Origin of the sequence: Bacteroides sp. (genome assembly GCF_030151085.1) — a bacterium.
Taxonomy (GTDB): Bacteria; Bacteroidota; Bacteroidia; order Bacteroidales; family Bacteroidaceae; genus Bacteroides.
Map to the genome: position 1 here is coordinate 52,171 of NZ_JASLER010000086.1, position 17,185 is coordinate 69,355.

Here is a 17,185-nt window from a genome sequence, read left to right on the forward strand (position 1 = left end):
TCGCTTGTATCGGAATATGATAAAATGATACTGTTTTATTTTTAAAGATTCTCTTATTTTTGTAGCAGATTAATGAATAGTAGAATCTAAACAAAGAAAAACATGAATGTAAAGAAACGAATGAATCTATTTCTAGGAGTATTGATACTGGCTGGTGGTAGCTTGTGCGCACAGAACGTGTATGTCTCTACTCCTAAAACTTCTTTAGTGTTGTCTGCTCCTCAGGGTGGAAAACTGAAGTACATGTACTATGGAAGCAAACTCACTGAAGCAGATTTGCAAAACTTTAATGCGGTTGACGGGCAGACCCAAGCGTTGGGAGCTATAGATCTTGCTTACCCAGAGTACGGTTTAAGTTGTCCTACCGAAACTGCTCTTGCCGTGAAACATGCCGATGGCAATATGACGTTGCAACTGGAAGTCATAAAATCGACTACTAAAGAAGAAGGCAATGCGACACTTACCGTAATAGAACTGAAAGACAAGATTTATCCTTTCTTAGTCAACGTCTGCTACAAGGCTTATCAGGATGCCGATGTTATAGAGAGTTGGACTGAAATCTCGCATCAGGAAAAGAAGCCTGTAATACTTAATCAGTTTGCTTCTGCTTATCTGCCTATTCGTAGGGGAGATGTATGGTTATCTCATTTGTATGGTTCATGGGCAAATGAAGGGCAACTTTCGCAGGAACCGCTTACTCCGGGAATGAAAGTGATTAAGAATAAGGATGGCGTACGCAATTCGCATACTTCCCATGCTGAGGTTATGTTTTCTCTCGATGGTAAACCTCAGGAGAATACGGGCAACGTGATAGGTGCCGCCCTCTGCTACAGCGGTAATTATAAGTTGCGTATCGACACTCACGACGATGAATACCATCATTTTTTTGCCGGTATCAATGAAGAGAACTCCACTTATTCTTTAAAGAAAGATGAACTTTTCCGTACCCCTGCGCTTGCTCTGACTTATAGCAATGAAGGTTTGAGTGGAAGTAGCCGTAACTTTCACCGTTGGGCACGACTGCATAAACTGGCGCATGGAACTACTCCCCGTAAGATCTTGCTGAATAGCTGGGAAGGTGTTTATTTTGACATCAACCAAAAAGGTATGGATCAAATGATGGCTGACATTGCTTCTATGGGAGGCGAACTCTTTGTGATGGATGACGGATGGTTTGGCGATAAATATCCCCGCAAGAATGACAGTTCTTCTTTAGGCGATTGGGTAGTAGATAAGAACAAGCTTCCTGACGGAATCGAAGGTTTATTGAACGATGCCAAGAAGCATAACATCAAATTCGGTATCTGGATTGAACCCGAAATGGCGAATACCGTCAGCGAACTATATGAAAAGCATCCCGACTGGATTATCAAAGCTCTCGAAAGAGAACCGGTTCTTGGCAGAGGAGGAACGCAAGTGGTACTCGATCTTGCCAATCCTGCCGTGCAAGACTTCGTTTTTGGTGTGGTAGATAACCTGATGACTTCTTATCCTGAAATAGACTACATCAAGTGGGATGCCAATATGTCTATTGTAAACCATGGCTCCAACTATCTGACAAAGGATAACCAAAGTCACATGTACATCGAATTTCATCGTGGTTTCGAAAAAGTATGCCAACGTATTCGCACTAAATACCCTGACCTTACCATTCAAGCCTGTGCCAGTGGTGGGGGTCGTGCTAACTATGGTGTATTGCCTTATTTTGATGAATTCTGGGTAAGCGACAATACCGATGCCTTGCAACGTGTTTATATGCAGTGGGGGACTTCTTATTTTTTCCCTGCCATTGCTATGGCATCACATATCAGTGCTGCTCCTAATCATCAAACTTTCCGCACTATTCCTTTGAAATATCGTATCGATGTAGCCATGAGCGGACGTTTGGGCATGGAAATTCAGCCCAAAAATATGACGGATGAAGAAATAGCACTCTGTAAGACTGCCATTTCTGAATACAAAACAATTCGTCCAATTGTGCAATTGGGTGATATTTATCGTTTGAAGTCTCCGTATGACAAACAAGGTGTTGCCTCTTTGATGTATGTTACTCCCGAGAAAGACAAAGCCGTATTCTATTGGTGGAAGATGGAACAATTTGTTAACCAGCATCTACCCCTTGTGAAAATGTCCGGTCTTTGTCCCGACAAACTATACAAAGTGCACGAACTCAATCGTATTGACAATGTTCCTTTATCTTTTGAAGGAAAAACTTTCAGTGGTGCCTACCTGATGGCGAATGGTCTTGAAATACCTTATAATCATCGGGTAGATTACCATAAGCAAAACGATTATTCAAGTCGCGTTCTCTATCTGGAAGAAGTAAAGTGAAGGGAGTAATTTAAGAACTCTCTTGATGCACTAACTATACGGAATTTCATGGTTTAAAACAAAATATCTTTTTTATACGTTTATATGGGTAAAAATTAGCTTAACGATAGCTTTTAGAGGACGACACATAAAACCTAATTTTGCCTGAACGTATATGAAAAAGTATCTTTTGTTTCTGCTTATTTGTCTGTTAACTACACATCTGGCTTTCCCTCAGCATCTCGCTATTAGATACCGGGTAGCTGAGCCCAGAATCGCTGATTCTCTTGATATAGCTCATTATACAGAAAAGAGAGGATTAAGGGCAGGGACAATGGTCTTCGGACTTAATATGGGAGTTTGGACTTTTGACCGATTTATCCTGAAGGCTGATTATGCCCACATAAACATGCACACTATAAATGAAAATTTCAAGCATGGTTTGGTCTGGGATAATGATGCGTTTGAGACAAATATGTTTATGCATCCATATCATGGAAGTTTATATTATAATTCAGCCCGGTCTAACGGATATAACTACTGGCAGTCCGGGCTGTTTGCTTTTGGAGGAAGTTTTATGTGGGAGATGTTTATGGAGAATGAACATCCTTCCACAAATGATATTATAGCGACTCCCATCGGAGGTATGGCATTAGGAGAAGTTACCTATAGAGTTTCTGACCTTATACTAGATGATCGGAAAAGTGGATGGTCGCGTTTTGGATTAGAGTTTGCCGCATTTTTGGTATCTCCAATGCGAGGACTTACCCGAATCATTAATGGTGATGCCTGGAAAAAACGGCCAACTTCCGGTAAGCAATTTGGAGTACCGGATGTTAGTGTAGATATCTCGATGGGAATCCGGACTCTTGAGCTGAAAGATCAAATTCTGGACCAAGGTATGGGAATTGCTACAGAAATCAAGGTTGCCTATGGAGATCGTTTTGAGACGGAAGATACAAGACCTTATGATTATTTCTCTATCAATGCAAATCTGAATTTTCAAGCATCCCAACCGATTCTGGGGCAATTGAATATTATCGGTCGTTTAGCAGTCAGAGATTTATTAGATAAACAAAAACATTATCTGAGCTTAGGACTCTATCAGCATTTTGATTATTATGATTCTGATACCATATCGGTGAGTTCAGCTAAAACGCCTTATAAATTCTGTACTCCGGCTTCCTTTGGAGGTGGCTTGATTTACAAATATAAAGGCTTGAAACGTTGGGATATAGATGCTTTTGCTCATCTGAATGCCATACTTTTGGGAGGCTCCCTTAGCGACTATTATAAAGTAGATAAACGAATCTATAATCTGGCGAGTGGATATAGTACTAAATTAGGAGCGGATTTTATTTATAGGAAAGATGTATTTGCAATAACAGCCACTTATGATGTATATCACATGTTTACCTGGAAAGGATATTTGACAGAAAAAGATTGGGGAGAAATAGAAGCCAAAACACTGAATGCACAAGGAGATCGTTCAAGAGCAATTCTTCATGCAGTGGGGTTACGTGCAGATATTAAATTGAAAGATCGGTTGTACTTAACAGGTACTTTTATGAATTATACCCGAAATACCAAGTATCGGTATTTTCCTAATGTTTTCTCAAATTCATCGGAAGGACGCCTCATGCTTACTTATAAGTTTTGAAGATGATATTACGAACATACGGGCAAATAGAGTGAAAGATTAAAGTTCCCAAACAAAAAGGTGATATTATTATATTTTTTGTATTTTCGCACCAATTATGTTTTGTCAAAGATACATTTATCAAAGACAAAATGGGAGATAAAGAATAATTTTATGAAGCGAACGGTTGTAGATAAAATGAGAAGGCGAATCAGCTCTGTACAAATGATGCCGATGAAACATTGTGCAGAGCCTAATTTGAAAGTATAAACACTTTTACTTCGTCGGGAAATGCAGTACGAAAGAATCATGCAGAATGTGTATGATTGGTTATGCGTACCCATTTCTCCGATTGGATGTTAAGATATATAGTTAAAAGGCTGGGTGCATTGTTTTGCATTCAGCCTTTTTATTTGTTATTATTTTAAAGAAGTTTTTATATGGAAAAGTTAAATTGGAAAAGTTCTATAACTCGTTTTTTATTTGCACAAACAGTTTCACTGTTAGGATCAGCCATTGTTCAATATGCTATTATTTGGTATATCACTCTTTCTACATCATCCGGGGTGATGTTGGCAATATCAACTTTATGCGGTTTTTTACCACAGATTTTCATCTCTCTCTTTGCAGGTGTATGGATTGATAGATATGACCGTAAGAAGTTGATTATGCTTTCCGATTCTGTAATTGCGGTATCGACCCTGCTTTTGGCTATTGCATTTTTAGTGGGGCATAAATATACTTGGCTTTTATTTGTTGTGTTAGTAATCCGTTCAGCCGGAACAGGAATTCAAACTCCGGCAGTCAATGCGATTATTCCACAAATTGTTCCTAAAGAACAATTGATGAAGATAAATGGTATATACAGTACATTGACTTCCATTATGTTGTTTTTATCTCCGGTTATTAGTGGGGCGATTCTATCGTTATCAACTTTAGAGACTACTTTGTTTATAGATGTGATCACTGCTATCATAGGGGTAGGCGTGACGTCCACAGTTTGCGTGCAACCCTACGAGAAGAAAGGACTTAAGATGTCTTCGAGTCTTGAAGAGATTAAAAAGGGATATTTCTATTTGAGGAAGAATGAATTTATCAAACGACTTCTATTTTATCAGATTATCATTCTGTTTTTGTTAAGTCCTTCTGCCTTTTTGACTCCACTCTTAGTTAATCGAACCTTTGGAACAGAAGTTTGGAGGTTAACTGCAAGTGAAATGACCTATAGTCTGGGGATGGTCTTGGGTGGTTTATTGATTACTTCATGTGGAGGATTTAAAAATAAGATGTATACTTGGATGTTGGCAGGAGCTGCTTATGGATTACTGATGATAGGATTAGGCATGATTCCGGAATTTGTTCTTTATCTTATATGTAATATGATTATAGGTATTACTGCTCCTTGCTATAATACTCCGATTACCGTAACAATTCAAGAAAGAGTTTCTCCTGAAATGTATGGACGCATTTTTAGTTATATGCAAATTGCTACGTCTTGCGTTTTACCTTTGGGAATGGTTGTCTTTGGACCTTTAGCAGATATTATTCGGATACAATGGATGTTATTAAGCAATGGCATTATTATTGTTTTCATTTCTTTATTTCTTTGGAAAATGCGTTATTTTGGACATTAACCGCATAAGACGATGGATATTATGCGGTTAATGTTCCTTTTTCAAATTACTTCAGGTAATCTTGGTTAGTATCGAAGGCAAAAGATTTGCGACGGATCAGTATGAAGATGCAATATACAACTGCAAGTACCACATTCAGTTGGAATGGGAACAAATCACTTTTCGAACCGATTATATCTCGTATGCTATCGATAATAAACGGTGCGATGGTGATTGCGACATAATTCGTTGCAAGAATAATGGCAAGTGCCATGGTGTTTTTAGCCGGAGTATTTACAGCACGGGTTGCCTTATCGTAAATAGTAGGTTGGATTATTCCATATCCCCAACCCATTAGAAATGCTCCAATGCAGAGTAAAGGCATTGTGTATCCTACGCACAGCAATCCTAACCCTACTGCAATCGAAAGCATTGCTAAGAAGACTGTGTAATGACGGCAGACCTTTACGATAAGCGGTAAAATGAATCCGGGTAAGAATACTGCAAAGAAGAAGATAGCTGTGATGGTTCCTACTTTCGATGCATCAATTCCGTGTTTTGCTAAAAGGAATGGCAGATAATAAGAAAGTGCCACTACGAAAAATGTGATACCAAAATAGAGGAATATGATCGATACCATTCGGGGAATGATAAATCCCTTACCACTTTCTGTCTGTTTCGTAACGGGTACCGGAAGATTTGCATAAGAACGAATATAACCGAATAAAGCCAAAGGTATTATGGGCAATAGATATACAACGAATGGAAGGTGCCAGTTGCCATTGCCAAGCCAACCGACTATTAAAGTAGCCATGATAAGAGCAAGGTTGGCAACTCCTGATTTGATACCCAGCATCTGCATTCGTGCTTTCCCGTCGAAATTGTCGGTAATCAGACTTGCTGCAAGAGGTATTAATAGTCCGCAACCCACACCCAGCAGACAACTCACTGCAATTAGTTGCCACATAGCCGTAGTAAAGAGATACATGATTCCACTGGCAAGATAGAAGCCCAATCCCCATAACAGTATCACTGATTTACTGGATGATGAGGCTATTTGTCCCGAAAGCAATACAAATGGGATGATAAATAGATTTGGAAGAATAGTCAGCATCTGAATGGAAAGTTGTGAAGTACCAGGGAAAATCTTGTCCAGATTAGCTAATACAGGACTTATCGCCAATCCTGGCAAATTCACAAGTAGAGAGACTGATAAAATGGCAATCAACGAAATCAGAGGCATCAAGCCTTTTCCTGTTTTGATATTCATAACGCGTAATTATTAGTTAACAGTAAGTAAGTCTTGGGCTATATTCTCATATAGTACATTTGGCGGAAAAACAATTGGCAGGATGGACTTGTTCACGTCGCATAGGAAGAACTATCGGTATTTATGTATCTGTGCGAATGAATAAAAATGATGCCGGCGAAAAGAGAGGTTGTGTTTCTCTTTTCGCCGGCATTATTTTTATTCGTTGTTTCTGTTGCGGATATCTATCCTATTATCCATTTACTACCTGGTATATACGAGATAATTTTGGTAGTTACGAAGCAACAGACGAATGTACTCACTGCAATGCATGGGATAGCAGCAACGGTGGGCAGTTCCAGCGTTTCCTTGAATATAGTAACCCAAAGTCCCAACCAGAATATGTGCATAAGGTATATACCATAGCTCAACTTCGACAATTCTGTTATGAGTTTAGGAGGATTAGAGCGATTGATGCATGAGAACATTAAGAATGTACCTGCTGTAAGCATCACACAATTGATGGTGCAGAATGCCCATCCTATTTCTATTACAGGGGTGGCAAGGATTTCTCCGGGTATAGCCTGAACATAGAACGAATAGATAGTCAGTATAGCCCCGACGATCATTAATACGGTTCCTGTAATCAGACGTGTAGAACGGTTCCACGTAAGGTGCACACGAATGTAATGTGCTAGTACAAGGTATCCTAGGTAGCCGGAAAAGTACCACAACATATGATATTCGTTCCAGAAACATTGTCCCCATATTTCACCTGCCCATCTATTGAGGAAAGGCATACAGGTTGAAAACAGAAATAGTCCAATGAAAAAACGTTCTTCTTTTGCTGTGGCTTTGTTCAGCCATGGCGATATCATCGGTATAAAAAGGTAGAGACTGATCAGGGGATACATGAACCATAAGTGTCCGGCCAGCGTGGGGAAGTTCAGGAATATTCGCGATAAATCCTTTAATGATGTTTCTCCGTTTATTTGCCCCCACACCATAGGTAGAGTACTATATAATATCATAAATATGAAAAACGGTGGCAGGATGCGGGTGAAGCGTTGGCGGTAGAATTGCCATGTGGTCTGTTCTTCCTTCATTGGCACAAGAAGATAAGCGGAGACAATCATGAACAGGGGTACTGCCATACGTGAAAAACCGTCGTATATGGCTACCCACAATCGGTCGGCCTCGTTGGCTAGGTAAGACTGTGGTCCCACCATATCTGTAGATCCGGGGGCACCATAAAAATTTTCACTAGCGTGAACAACAATAACGAGAAAACATGCAAATACACGTACATAATCTAAAAAAACAATGCGTTTCATTTTTTGTGTTTTGTGGTTATAATTAATAATAGTAATATAATTTCAGTTTTGTCCTTTTTGTACATTCATCGTGGAAAACCTCATAGATTTTCCGAATGCTCCTAAATTTGCGGTGGTAAAGAAACGAAAAAAAATAGAAATACCAAACAGTTATGTGAAGTAGAATCCGAAATGGTAAATTTATAAATATTGATTCTTATAAACTTTCTACCTAACTAATTCATCAAGTTTTATAACCTCTTCCATAATCTTACTTTATTTTCTTTTGAGCAAGAGTGATGCATTTTGATTCACTTTATAGGATGACAGATACAATAATGATGTACTTACCGTAAAATAATCTCTGAAACACTTGACATCGCCTTAGCGATGTTGTATATTTGTAAAGTGAATTTATAGATACTTCAATTTTAAATTAGGATAAACGGAGGGGCATTGCTTCTCCGTTTCTTTTTTCCCCTCACATTTTCTTGTTTGAAATGCCGCATGTTTGCTCCCCTAATGCCGCACTTTAGTTCCCCAAATGCCACACCTTAGCAGGTGAAATGGCTGGCATTTGCTCTGAAAACTTCTGTGGTTTTGGCGAAAAGCCCCGGCATTCCGGACGTTGAGGTGTGGCAAAACGGATGGTGCGTTCTGGGCAAACAGATGATGCGTTTGAGGTAAACAGATGGTCTGTTCGGAGTAAACGCATGATGTGTTCCGATAACACAAACGAGAGGCTGCAAACTTCTGCCCGTTAATCTTCCGTAAATCTGCTCTTGACAAAAAAGGACTCACTAAATTTCATTGAGCTTTACGCTAATTACATACAGCTCTCATACAGAATCGAGGATTTGGGTATGAATATCCGTAAATCGTATACAACCCGACTTATTTGATCGCCGTAAATTTGCACTCAGAAATTAAACGATGAAAATAGATGATGGTAAAAACAATTTTGAGTGTATTGCTACTACTTGTTATGCTCTCAGGTAGCACGACTGTAAAAGAAAACGTTGAACAACCCAATATAGCGGAACTGAATAAGAAAAATGTTAGGAATCTGTTGGTGTTTAATCCGACCTATTCTTATTTTACAACGGGTGAGGTGATCGGAAAAAGTCTGCATTTAGATAAGCAAAACGGCATGTGCGCTAAATTGCCTATGGCAACTGACGGTATTGTGCGATTGTCGAAAATTGAGGTTTATCCGCAGTATCTTGACGAGTATATGAAATATGCCATTGAAGTAGGCGAAGTTTCCCTGCGTACCGAACCAGGGGTGTTGACCATGTATGCCGTCCACGAAAAAGAGAATCCTTGCATGGTAACCATTCTCGAAACCTATGCAAACCAAAAGGCTTACGAATTGCATGTCGCATCGGTACATTTTCAAAAGTATAAGCTGGGAACACTACACATGGTCAAAACACTTGTACTTTCCGATCAAATGCCACTTAATCCTGCTAATCGAATTAATAACTTTATACAATGAACACAATGATTTTGAATAAACTCCTTTTATTTTCAGTATTCAGTATTTTAACACTCAATGTTATGGCACAAGAAAAGATAGTACAGACAGCAGGGCGAGACCAGTTAGGAGAGTTCGCCCCCAAATTTGCAGAACTTAACGATGACGTCCTCTTTGGTGAAGTATGGATCCGAACCGACAAGCTCGGCTTGCGAGATCGCAGTTTGGTAACGATTACCTCGCTTATCAGTCAGGGTATCACGGACAATTCGCTCGTTTATCATCTTCAGTCAGCGAAGAAAAATGGCATCACCCGCACGGAGATTGCCGAGATTATCACCCATATAAGTTTCTATGCCGGTTGGCCTAAAGCGTGGGCTGCATTCAATCTGGCAAAAGGCGTATGGACTGAAGATGCAACAGGTGAAGACGCCAAAGCTGCTTTCCAACGTGAGATGATTTTCCCCATCGGCGAGCCCAATGCAGCATATGCACAGTATTTTATCGGTAACAGTTACCTCGCTCCGATATCGCAAGAACAAGTGAACATCTCCAATGTCACTTTTGAGCCTCGTTGCCGCAATAACTGGCATATCCATCGATCAACCAATGGCGGTGGGCAGATGCTGATTGGTGTAGCCGGTCGCGGCTGGTATCAGGAGGAGGGGAAATCAGCAGTAGAGATTCTGCCCGGCACGGTGATTCATATCCCGGCAAATGTGAAACATTGGCATGGTGCTACCGCTGACAGTTGGTTCGCTCATCTAGCTTTTGAGCTTCTTGGCGAGAATACTTCCAACGAGTGGCTCGAACCTGTGACGGATGAAGAATATGATAAACTGTAACCAGTAAATGCAGCTCATACCAGCTGAAACTATAATTATAAATTCGAATAATAAATGAATATGAAAAAGCTACTATTGATTCCTAAAATGCTGCTGACCGTATTATCGATGGAAGCCTGCAGTGGAACCTGTGAGGAACCGTTTACCCCTGAACAACCCGAAACACCTGAGAACTCTTCATTGAACGTGAACATTATGGTTGGTGACCGCACGATTACCGCCACGATGGAGGACAATGCTGCGGCACGGGATTTCCTCTTGCGCCTGCCGTTGGAGGTTACATTGAACGATTACAATAACATTACAGAGAAAATATTCTATACTTCTCCAGCCCTGACGACCAAAGGCGTTACCCGTGGTTGCGCTCCCACGCCCGGAGACATTACTATCTATGCACCATGGGGTAACGTAGCGATTTTTTGCAAGAGTTGGTCGTATAGTAACGACCTGATAAAGATAGGCCGTATCGACGGCAACGGCATAGAGGCTTTGAATATAGCTGGAAATGTGCCAGTAAAGTTCATCAAATCAATAATAATAAAATGAGTATGAAAGTAATATCAAATACAGAATTCGGAGGTGAACGACCTTTGTTCGGATCACACGATCTCCGGTTAGAGAACGTAATTATTCGTGCCGGAGAGTCGGCTATTAAGGAGTGCAGTAACATCGAAGCCATAGATTGCCGGTTTGAGGGAAACTATCCCTTTTGGCATGTTCACGGTTTTGTCATCAACCGTTGTTTTTTTGATGTTGGCGGACGTTCCGCTTTGTGGTATTCCGACAACCTGAAAATGATCGACACGCGGATTGATGCTCCCAAGATGTTCCGTGAGATGAATGACATCGAAATAGAGAATGTGGAAATGAACGATGCTGACGAGGTATTCTGGCGTTGCAACCGATTGAAAATAAAGAATCTGAAACTGCATGGAGGTACTTACCCATTCATGTTCTGCAACGACCTATTTATCGACGGGCTGGAAAGCGACAGCAAATATGTGTTCCAATACGTGAAGAATTTGGAGCTGCATCATGCGAAAATCACTACGAAAGATGCTTTGTGGGAGACGGAGAATGTGACAGTTTATGACTCGGAGTTGAACGGTGAATACTTGGGCTGGCACTCGCGTAATCTACGCCTAGTGAACTGTAAGATTTCTGGCACACAACCTTTGTGTTACGCAGAAAACCTCGTATTGGAGAACTGCACATTTGCCGATGACTGCGACCTCGCATTTGAGTACAGCACCCTGCAAGCTACTATCAACAGCCCTGTACATAGTGTGAAGAATCCCCTTAGCGGGAGTATTACGGCCGCGAGCTACGGAGAGATTATCCTCGACGAGAATATCAAGGCTCCTGCCGATTGTGAGTTGAGACTCTGGGACGAGAAAACTTGTTTCACCGATTAACGAACTTCCAAATGGCCTGATGGGAACAGAAAAGGAGAAGACCGATTATTTGTTATCACTTATCCGGGGTGGGGGAGAGATGACATTGAGGCAGCAGTTACGCTTGACTGCATACCTCAGTATCCCGGCCATCATGGCACAGGTGTCCTCCATCGCCATGCAGTATATCGATGCCTCGATGGTGGGCAGTTTAGGTGCAAATGCTGCGGCCTCCATCGGATTGGTATCGACTACGACATGGCTGTTCTGGGGATTGTGTGCAGCGGCAGCAACGGGGTTTTCTGTTCAGGTAGCGCATCGGATTGGGGGCGGAGACTTCGCAGGAGCAAAAAGAATACTCCGCCAATCGATTACGGCTACGTTAGTTTTCAGTTCGTTGTTGGCGATTATCGGTGTTTCTATTAGTAGTATGCTTCCTGAATGGTTGGGTGGCGATGAGGCTATAAGGAGCAATTCGTCTCTCTATTTTCGTATGTTTTCGTTCTTTCTGCCAGCCTTGCAGTTGAACTTCCTGGCCGGTGGAATGTTGCGATGTAGCGGAAATATGCGTGTGCCAAGTATGCTAAACGTGCTAATGTGTCTCTTGGACGTGGTATTCAACTTCTTTCTGATTTTCCCGACGCGACGGATGGAACTGTTGGATTTCAGCTTCATTGTCCCCGGTGCAGGTCTGGGCGTGGAAGGTGCGATATTGGGAACGGTATTTGCCGAACTGATAACTGCCGGAGCGATGGTGTGGTATCTCTGCCTCCATTCGCCCATACTGAGGCTGTTCGGTGAGCGGGGAAGTTTCCTACCCCGGAAAGAAATGTTGCGGAAGGCTGTATGCATATCTTTGCCTATGGGGTTCGAACATATCGCCATTTGTGGAGCACAAATTATAACGACGGTTATTGTTGCGCCTCTTGGTGTTGTTGCTATTGCCGCTAACTCGTTTGCTATCATAGCTGAAAGCCTCTGTTACATGCCCGGTTATGGTATATCGGAAGCAGCTACGACATTAGTAGGACAATGTCTCGGAGCAAACCGCATCCGATTGCTCAAGCGTTTCGCCAATATCACCGTCTGGTCAGGAATGTTGATTATGGGAATCATGGGGACGTTGATGTATGTAGCAGCTCCCCAAATCATCGGAGTGATGACTCCCGTAGAGGAAATACGGACATTGGGGATTGAGATCCTGCGGATAGAAGCTTTCGCTGAACCGATGTTTGCAGCTTCTATCGTGGCATACGGCGTGTTTGTAGGAAGTGGCAATACGTTTGTACCGAGTCTGATGAACTTCGGAAGCATCTGGAGTGTCCGGCTGACGTTGGCGGCATGGCTAGCTCCTATGATGGGATTGCGTGGTGTATGGCTTGCCATGTGCATCGAACTTTGCTTTCGAGGAGTGATATTTCTTGTCAGGTTTTGGAATGGTAATTGGATTTATAAATTACGAGTAAAAAGATAAGTTATGAAATACGATTTCGATACAATTATCCCGCGTCGCGGGACGAACTCTTACAAATGGGATACTCCCGAGGAGAAGGATATACTGCCTATGTGGGTAGCGGATATGGATTTCCGTACCGCTCCCGCCATTATCGAAGCTTTGCAAAAGCGGGTGGCGCACGGTATTTTCGGGTATACCAAGGTGCCCGAATCTTATTACGATGCTGTTGTGCAATGGTTCGGAAACCGTCACCACTGGCAGATTGATCCCCGCTGGATTATCTATACGAGCGGTGTCGTACCGGCTCTGTCGGCAGTCATCAAAGCTCTGACCACGCCGGGAGACAAGGTAATCGTCCAGACCCCGGCATACAATTGTTTCTATTCATCAATTCGTAACGATGGATGTGAGTTGTCTGCCAATAACCTCATTTATCGGGACGGTCGCTATACGGTAGATTTTGAAGACCTTGAAGCAAAAGCTGCCGATCCGAAAGCGAAAATCCTACTGCTATGCAATCCCCATAATCCGGTCGGACGGGTCTGGACGCTGGAAGAACTACGGCGTATCGGGAATATCTGTTTGCGGAATAGAGTATTTGTTGTGGCGGATGAGATTCATTGTGAGCTGACCTATGATGGGCATAACTATACACCCTTTGCCTCCTTGTCCGAACACTTTCTGATGAATTCCGTAACCTGCGTTTCTCCGAGCAAGGCTTTCAATCTGGCTGGTCTGCAAATTGCCAATATCATTGCAGCCGACGAGGAGGTGCGTCGTCGCATCGACCGAACCATCAATATCAATGAGGTATGCGATGTCAATCCATTCGGTGTAATAGCTACGATAGCCGCTTATAACGAAAGCGGGGAATGGCTTGATGCCCTGCGGAAATATTTGTGGGAGAATTATAAATACCTTTGTCGCTTTTTCGAAGAGCGCTTGTCGCAATATCCTGTACTACCACTCGAAGGGACTTATTTGGTCTGGATTGACTGCCGTGCATCCGGAATTGGTTCGGATGACATGGCTCAGCGTTTGCAAGAGAAACAGCGGCTGATGGTCAATTCAGGTACGATGTACGGTCCCGGTGGAGAAGGGTTCATCCGGCTGAACATTGCCTGTCCTCAGGCAATGCTCACCGACGGACTGGAACGGATATTACATGCGTTGGAATGTAGTTAAAGTTACTCAATTTCGGTTGTCTTCACCGAAGAGGTATTCGGAGCTTGATCTATTAAATCCATAAACTGATCCAGTTTCGGAGTAATAATAATCTCAGTCCGTCGGTTACGTGCCTTTCCTTCGGCTGTATCATTACTGGCAACAGGATTATATTCACCTCGTCCGCCAGCGGTTAGGCGTTTAGGGTTTATGCCGTATGTATTCTGCAATGCCTGAACGACGGATGAAGCACGCAATGCACTTAAGTCCCAGTTGTTGCGTATATTGGTACGGGAGATTGGATCGGTATCTGTATTTCCTTCTACCAGAACGTCATAATCCTTATAGTCCTGAATAATTTTGGCAATCTTACCGAGCACGTCACCTGCCTTACTACTGATTTCATAACTTCCCGACTTATAGAGCATATTGTCTGCTAGTGAAATATATACAACGCCTTTTAAAACTTTAATGTCCAGATCACGCATTTCGTCACGTGTCAGCGAACGGGTTAGATTGTTCACTAATACGAGATTCAGAGAATCGGCTTTGTTCTTTTCCTTAATAAGATGTTGGATGAAACGGTTCGATGTATTGATTTCATCTATCAGCTTGCCCATATTCATGTTTCCCTGTGAACTTTGTGCAATACTTTTGTTCAGTACGCTCTGCATTTCGGTCAGGTTCGTGCGCAGTTCATTATTATGTCGTTGCGCTTCGGCTAGTCTTTCTTCAAGGCTAGTTATACGTGTATTGCTCTCCCTTAACTGCAATTTACTTTCTTGATAATCTGCCTGCAATTGCGTATAGTCCGTTTTCAATGTCTTAAACTGCTTCTGGCTTACACAACTCGTTAGCGCTACACAGGCTGCCAGCACTAACAACGGTCGAAAGAACTTTTTCATTATCCTGCTATTTAAATTACTAACTCTTTATCAATGTTTTAATAACACTTCTGGAGAAAAAAAGTTTAGTAAGCAAACATACTAATTTGAAATATCCAATGACATAAAATCAACTTAACAATCAGATGTGTGAATAGATTGAGTAGTAACTTGTTTCATTTATTTCTGTTCTTTCCCAATTGGGACATTTCGTTTTTGGCATATTATTTTTTGAAGTCCCATTGTTCCGCTTTTATGGATATGCCCAGACTTTGATATTTTCGTTTGCCATCTTTGCAGACGCAAACCATTAGCGGATGTTCGCCATTACTAAGAGCTTTTGATCTGTAACACAGTACGTTAATTGTTTCGCTCATACGAATTTCCGGTTTACATCTTGGTTTACATCAGAAGTGGAAAACCGTAGTGTTTGAACGAAAAAAGCAGCTATCTGTTAGATAACTGCTTGATTTTCAAGTGATCCGCCTGGGATTCTCCTTTCAGAGTTACCACGCTAATATTTAAAACTTTATATTTTTAGCTTCAAGCATATCCCATGATTTATCCCACTAATTTGCAACGTGCTTTTGCGGTAGTTTGCTCATGGAGAATACTGAAACAAAGATAATTCTTTATTTTTGAATCTGCAAAAATAGAAACTTGTTTTATATAATTGTTAGTGCTGATAAGGGTGTTTTTATTATAGTAATTTCTCATACTTTTGTTCGCCATTTAAGTACTCTTGGAACAAAATATTGAAAGCACATATATTTTTAAGTATTATACAGCCACCTTGTATCCTTCTATCTTTTTCAATAAATCCCATATCTAAATATCAGTTGTTGACGATTTTTTTTAAAATAAAGACGAAAAATATTGTTTATTTGTGTTTTATGTCGTATGTTTGCATAGAAATTGAAAATAAAGACAATTATGATACTGAGAGCAAAATTTGAAAATATACTATCTTTCAATTATGAAACCGAAATTAGTTTCATTGCAGGAAAAGGTACATCTCTTCCGGCGCATGTATATAGAGCGGAAAAAAGAGATGATATATCTGTTCTGAGATCATCTATTATTTATGGAGCTAATGCTTCTGGCAAATCTAATATGATTCGTTGTGTGAATCTTTTGAAAAATATCGCATTAGGAAGATTTCCTAAAAATAACTGGGATGTATTTAAGCTTGCACCAGAAAAGAGAGTGGATTCTAAATTGGAAATTGAGATTAAGGCAGACTCTTCGTATTACTCGTATGGAGTAATATTTAATATCAAGGGTATTAAGAAGGAATGGTTGTATCAAATTAGTAGCAGGACAAAGAAAAAAATATTTGAGCGTATACAAGAGATAGATTATGCTAATTACTCCTTTGGAGAGATTGAAGGGAATGAAGAATCTAAGCAATTTGTGAAATTTTTATCAGAGGGAACACCTATAGATAAAAGTTTTTTATCCGAATACCATAAAAGAAATGGAAAAGGTATAATTGCGATCAGTAATGTTTATAATTGGTTTGATGATAATTTAAAGATTATTTTTCCAGAAACTCGTTTTCGTGGTTTGTCCTTTCGACTGGAAAAAGATGATGAGTTTTCAAATGTGACCAAAAAATTATTGCATTTCTTTAATACTGGCATTTCTGACCTTAAAAAAGTAGCGACTAATAAGGAAGAAACAGATTTACCCAAAAAGCTAATATCACAAATACTATCAGAAGCTAAACCGGATGAAAACTGCTGTGTTGCTTCTTCTGATCAACAATCTGTATATTTCTTCGAAACGGATAAAGAGGGGCAAACTAAAATATACAAGCAAATGACTGTACACAAGAATAG

The 17,185-nt window shown here is 40.9% G+C and carries 14 protein-coding genes; 10 read left to right on the forward strand and 4 right to left on the reverse strand.

The annotated features are described in order from the left end of the window. Positions 1 to 102 precede the first annotated feature (102 nt). The 3 genes from Q1W14_RS18450 to Q1W14_RS18460 all read left to right on the forward strand — a co-directional run bounded on the left by Q1W14_RS18450 (position 103) and on the right by Q1W14_RS18460 (position 5,583). Positions 103 to 2,331, forward strand: coding sequence for an alpha-galactosidase (locus tag Q1W14_RS18450; RefSeq protein WP_300704126.1), 2,229 nt, complete (start codon positions 103 to 105; stop codon positions 2,329 to 2,331). 154 nt (positions 2,332 to 2,485) lie between these two features. Beyond that, positions 2,486 to 3,970, forward strand: a complete 1,485-nt coding sequence (locus Q1W14_RS18455) for a DUF3943 domain-containing protein (RefSeq protein WP_300704128.1) — start codon at positions 2,486 to 2,488, stop codon at positions 3,968 to 3,970. A 419-nt stretch (positions 3,971 to 4,389) separates the two neighbouring features. Then, entirely contained in the window at positions 4,390 to 5,583 is a 1,194-nt protein-coding gene (locus Q1W14_RS18460) for an MFS transporter (RefSeq protein WP_300704130.1), read from the forward strand. 46 nt (positions 5,584 to 5,629) lie between these two features. On the opposite strand, the gene Q1W14_RS18465 is transcribed toward Q1W14_RS18460, so the two are convergent. Beyond that, positions 5,630 to 6,832, reverse strand: coding sequence for an MFS transporter (locus Q1W14_RS18465; RefSeq protein WP_300704132.1), 1,203 nt, complete (start codon positions 6,830 to 6,832; stop codon positions 5,630 to 5,632). 224 nt (positions 6,833 to 7,056) lie between these two features. Beyond that, on the reverse strand, positions 7,057 to 8,145 hold the full coding sequence (locus Q1W14_RS18470) for an acyltransferase (protein ID WP_300704134.1): 1,089 nt from the start codon (positions 8,143 to 8,145) through the stop codon (positions 7,057 to 7,059). Positions 8,146 to 9,067: 922 nt separating this feature from the next. Between Q1W14_RS18470 and Q1W14_RS18475 the strand changes: the two genes are divergently transcribed. Genes Q1W14_RS18475 through Q1W14_RS18500 form a run of 6 tightly spaced genes read left to right on the forward strand, consistent with a single transcriptional unit; the run spans position 9,068 to position 14,481 of the window. Then, positions 9,068 to 9,622, forward strand: coding sequence for an antibiotic biosynthesis monooxygenase family protein (locus Q1W14_RS18475; protein WP_366945768.1), 555 nt, complete (start codon positions 9,068 to 9,070; stop codon positions 9,620 to 9,622). Between the two features lie 11 nt (positions 9,623 to 9,633). Then, entirely contained in the window at positions 9,634 to 10,446 is an 813-nt protein-coding gene (locus Q1W14_RS18480) for a carboxymuconolactone decarboxylase family protein (protein ID WP_300704156.1), read from the forward strand. Between the two features lie 60 nt (positions 10,447 to 10,506). Continuing rightward, positions 10,507 to 10,992, forward strand: coding sequence for a cyclophilin-like fold protein (locus tag Q1W14_RS18485; RefSeq protein ID WP_300704136.1), 486 nt, complete (start codon positions 10,507 to 10,509; stop codon positions 10,990 to 10,992). Positions 10,993 to 10,994: 2 nt separating this feature from the next. Next, positions 10,995 to 11,861, forward strand: a complete 867-nt coding sequence (locus Q1W14_RS18490; RefSeq protein WP_300704138.1) for a DUF3737 family protein — start codon at positions 10,995 to 10,997, stop codon at positions 11,859 to 11,861. 19 nt (positions 11,862 to 11,880) lie between these two features. Beyond that, entirely contained in the window at positions 11,881 to 13,314 is a 1,434-nt protein-coding gene (locus Q1W14_RS18495) for an MATE family efflux transporter (RefSeq protein ID WP_300704140.1), read from the forward strand. 3 nt (positions 13,315 to 13,317) lie between these two features. Next, positions 13,318 to 14,481: a MalY/PatB family protein gene (locus Q1W14_RS18500; RefSeq protein WP_300704142.1), complete on the forward strand. Its 1,164-nt coding sequence runs from the start codon at positions 13,318 to 13,320 to the stop codon at positions 14,479 to 14,481. Between the two features lie 2 nt (positions 14,482 to 14,483). Here the strand turns inward: Q1W14_RS18500 and Q1W14_RS18505 are convergent, their stop codons facing one another. Further along, positions 14,484 to 15,365, reverse strand: coding sequence for a flagellar motor protein MotB (locus Q1W14_RS18505; protein ID WP_300704144.1), 882 nt, complete (start codon positions 15,363 to 15,365; stop codon positions 14,484 to 14,486). Positions 15,366 to 15,568: 203 nt separating this feature from the next. Continuing rightward, complete coding sequence (locus Q1W14_RS18510) at positions 15,569 to 15,721, reverse strand: Arm DNA-binding domain-containing protein (protein ID WP_300704146.1); 153 nt, start codon at positions 15,719 to 15,721, stop codon at positions 15,569 to 15,571. Between the two features lie 556 nt (positions 15,722 to 16,277). On the opposite strand from Q1W14_RS18510, the gene Q1W14_RS18515 reads away from it, so the two are divergent. Continuing rightward, a partial coding sequence (locus Q1W14_RS18515) for an AAA family ATPase (RefSeq protein ID WP_300704148.1) occupies positions 16,278 to 17,185 on the forward strand: 908 nt, incomplete at its 3' end.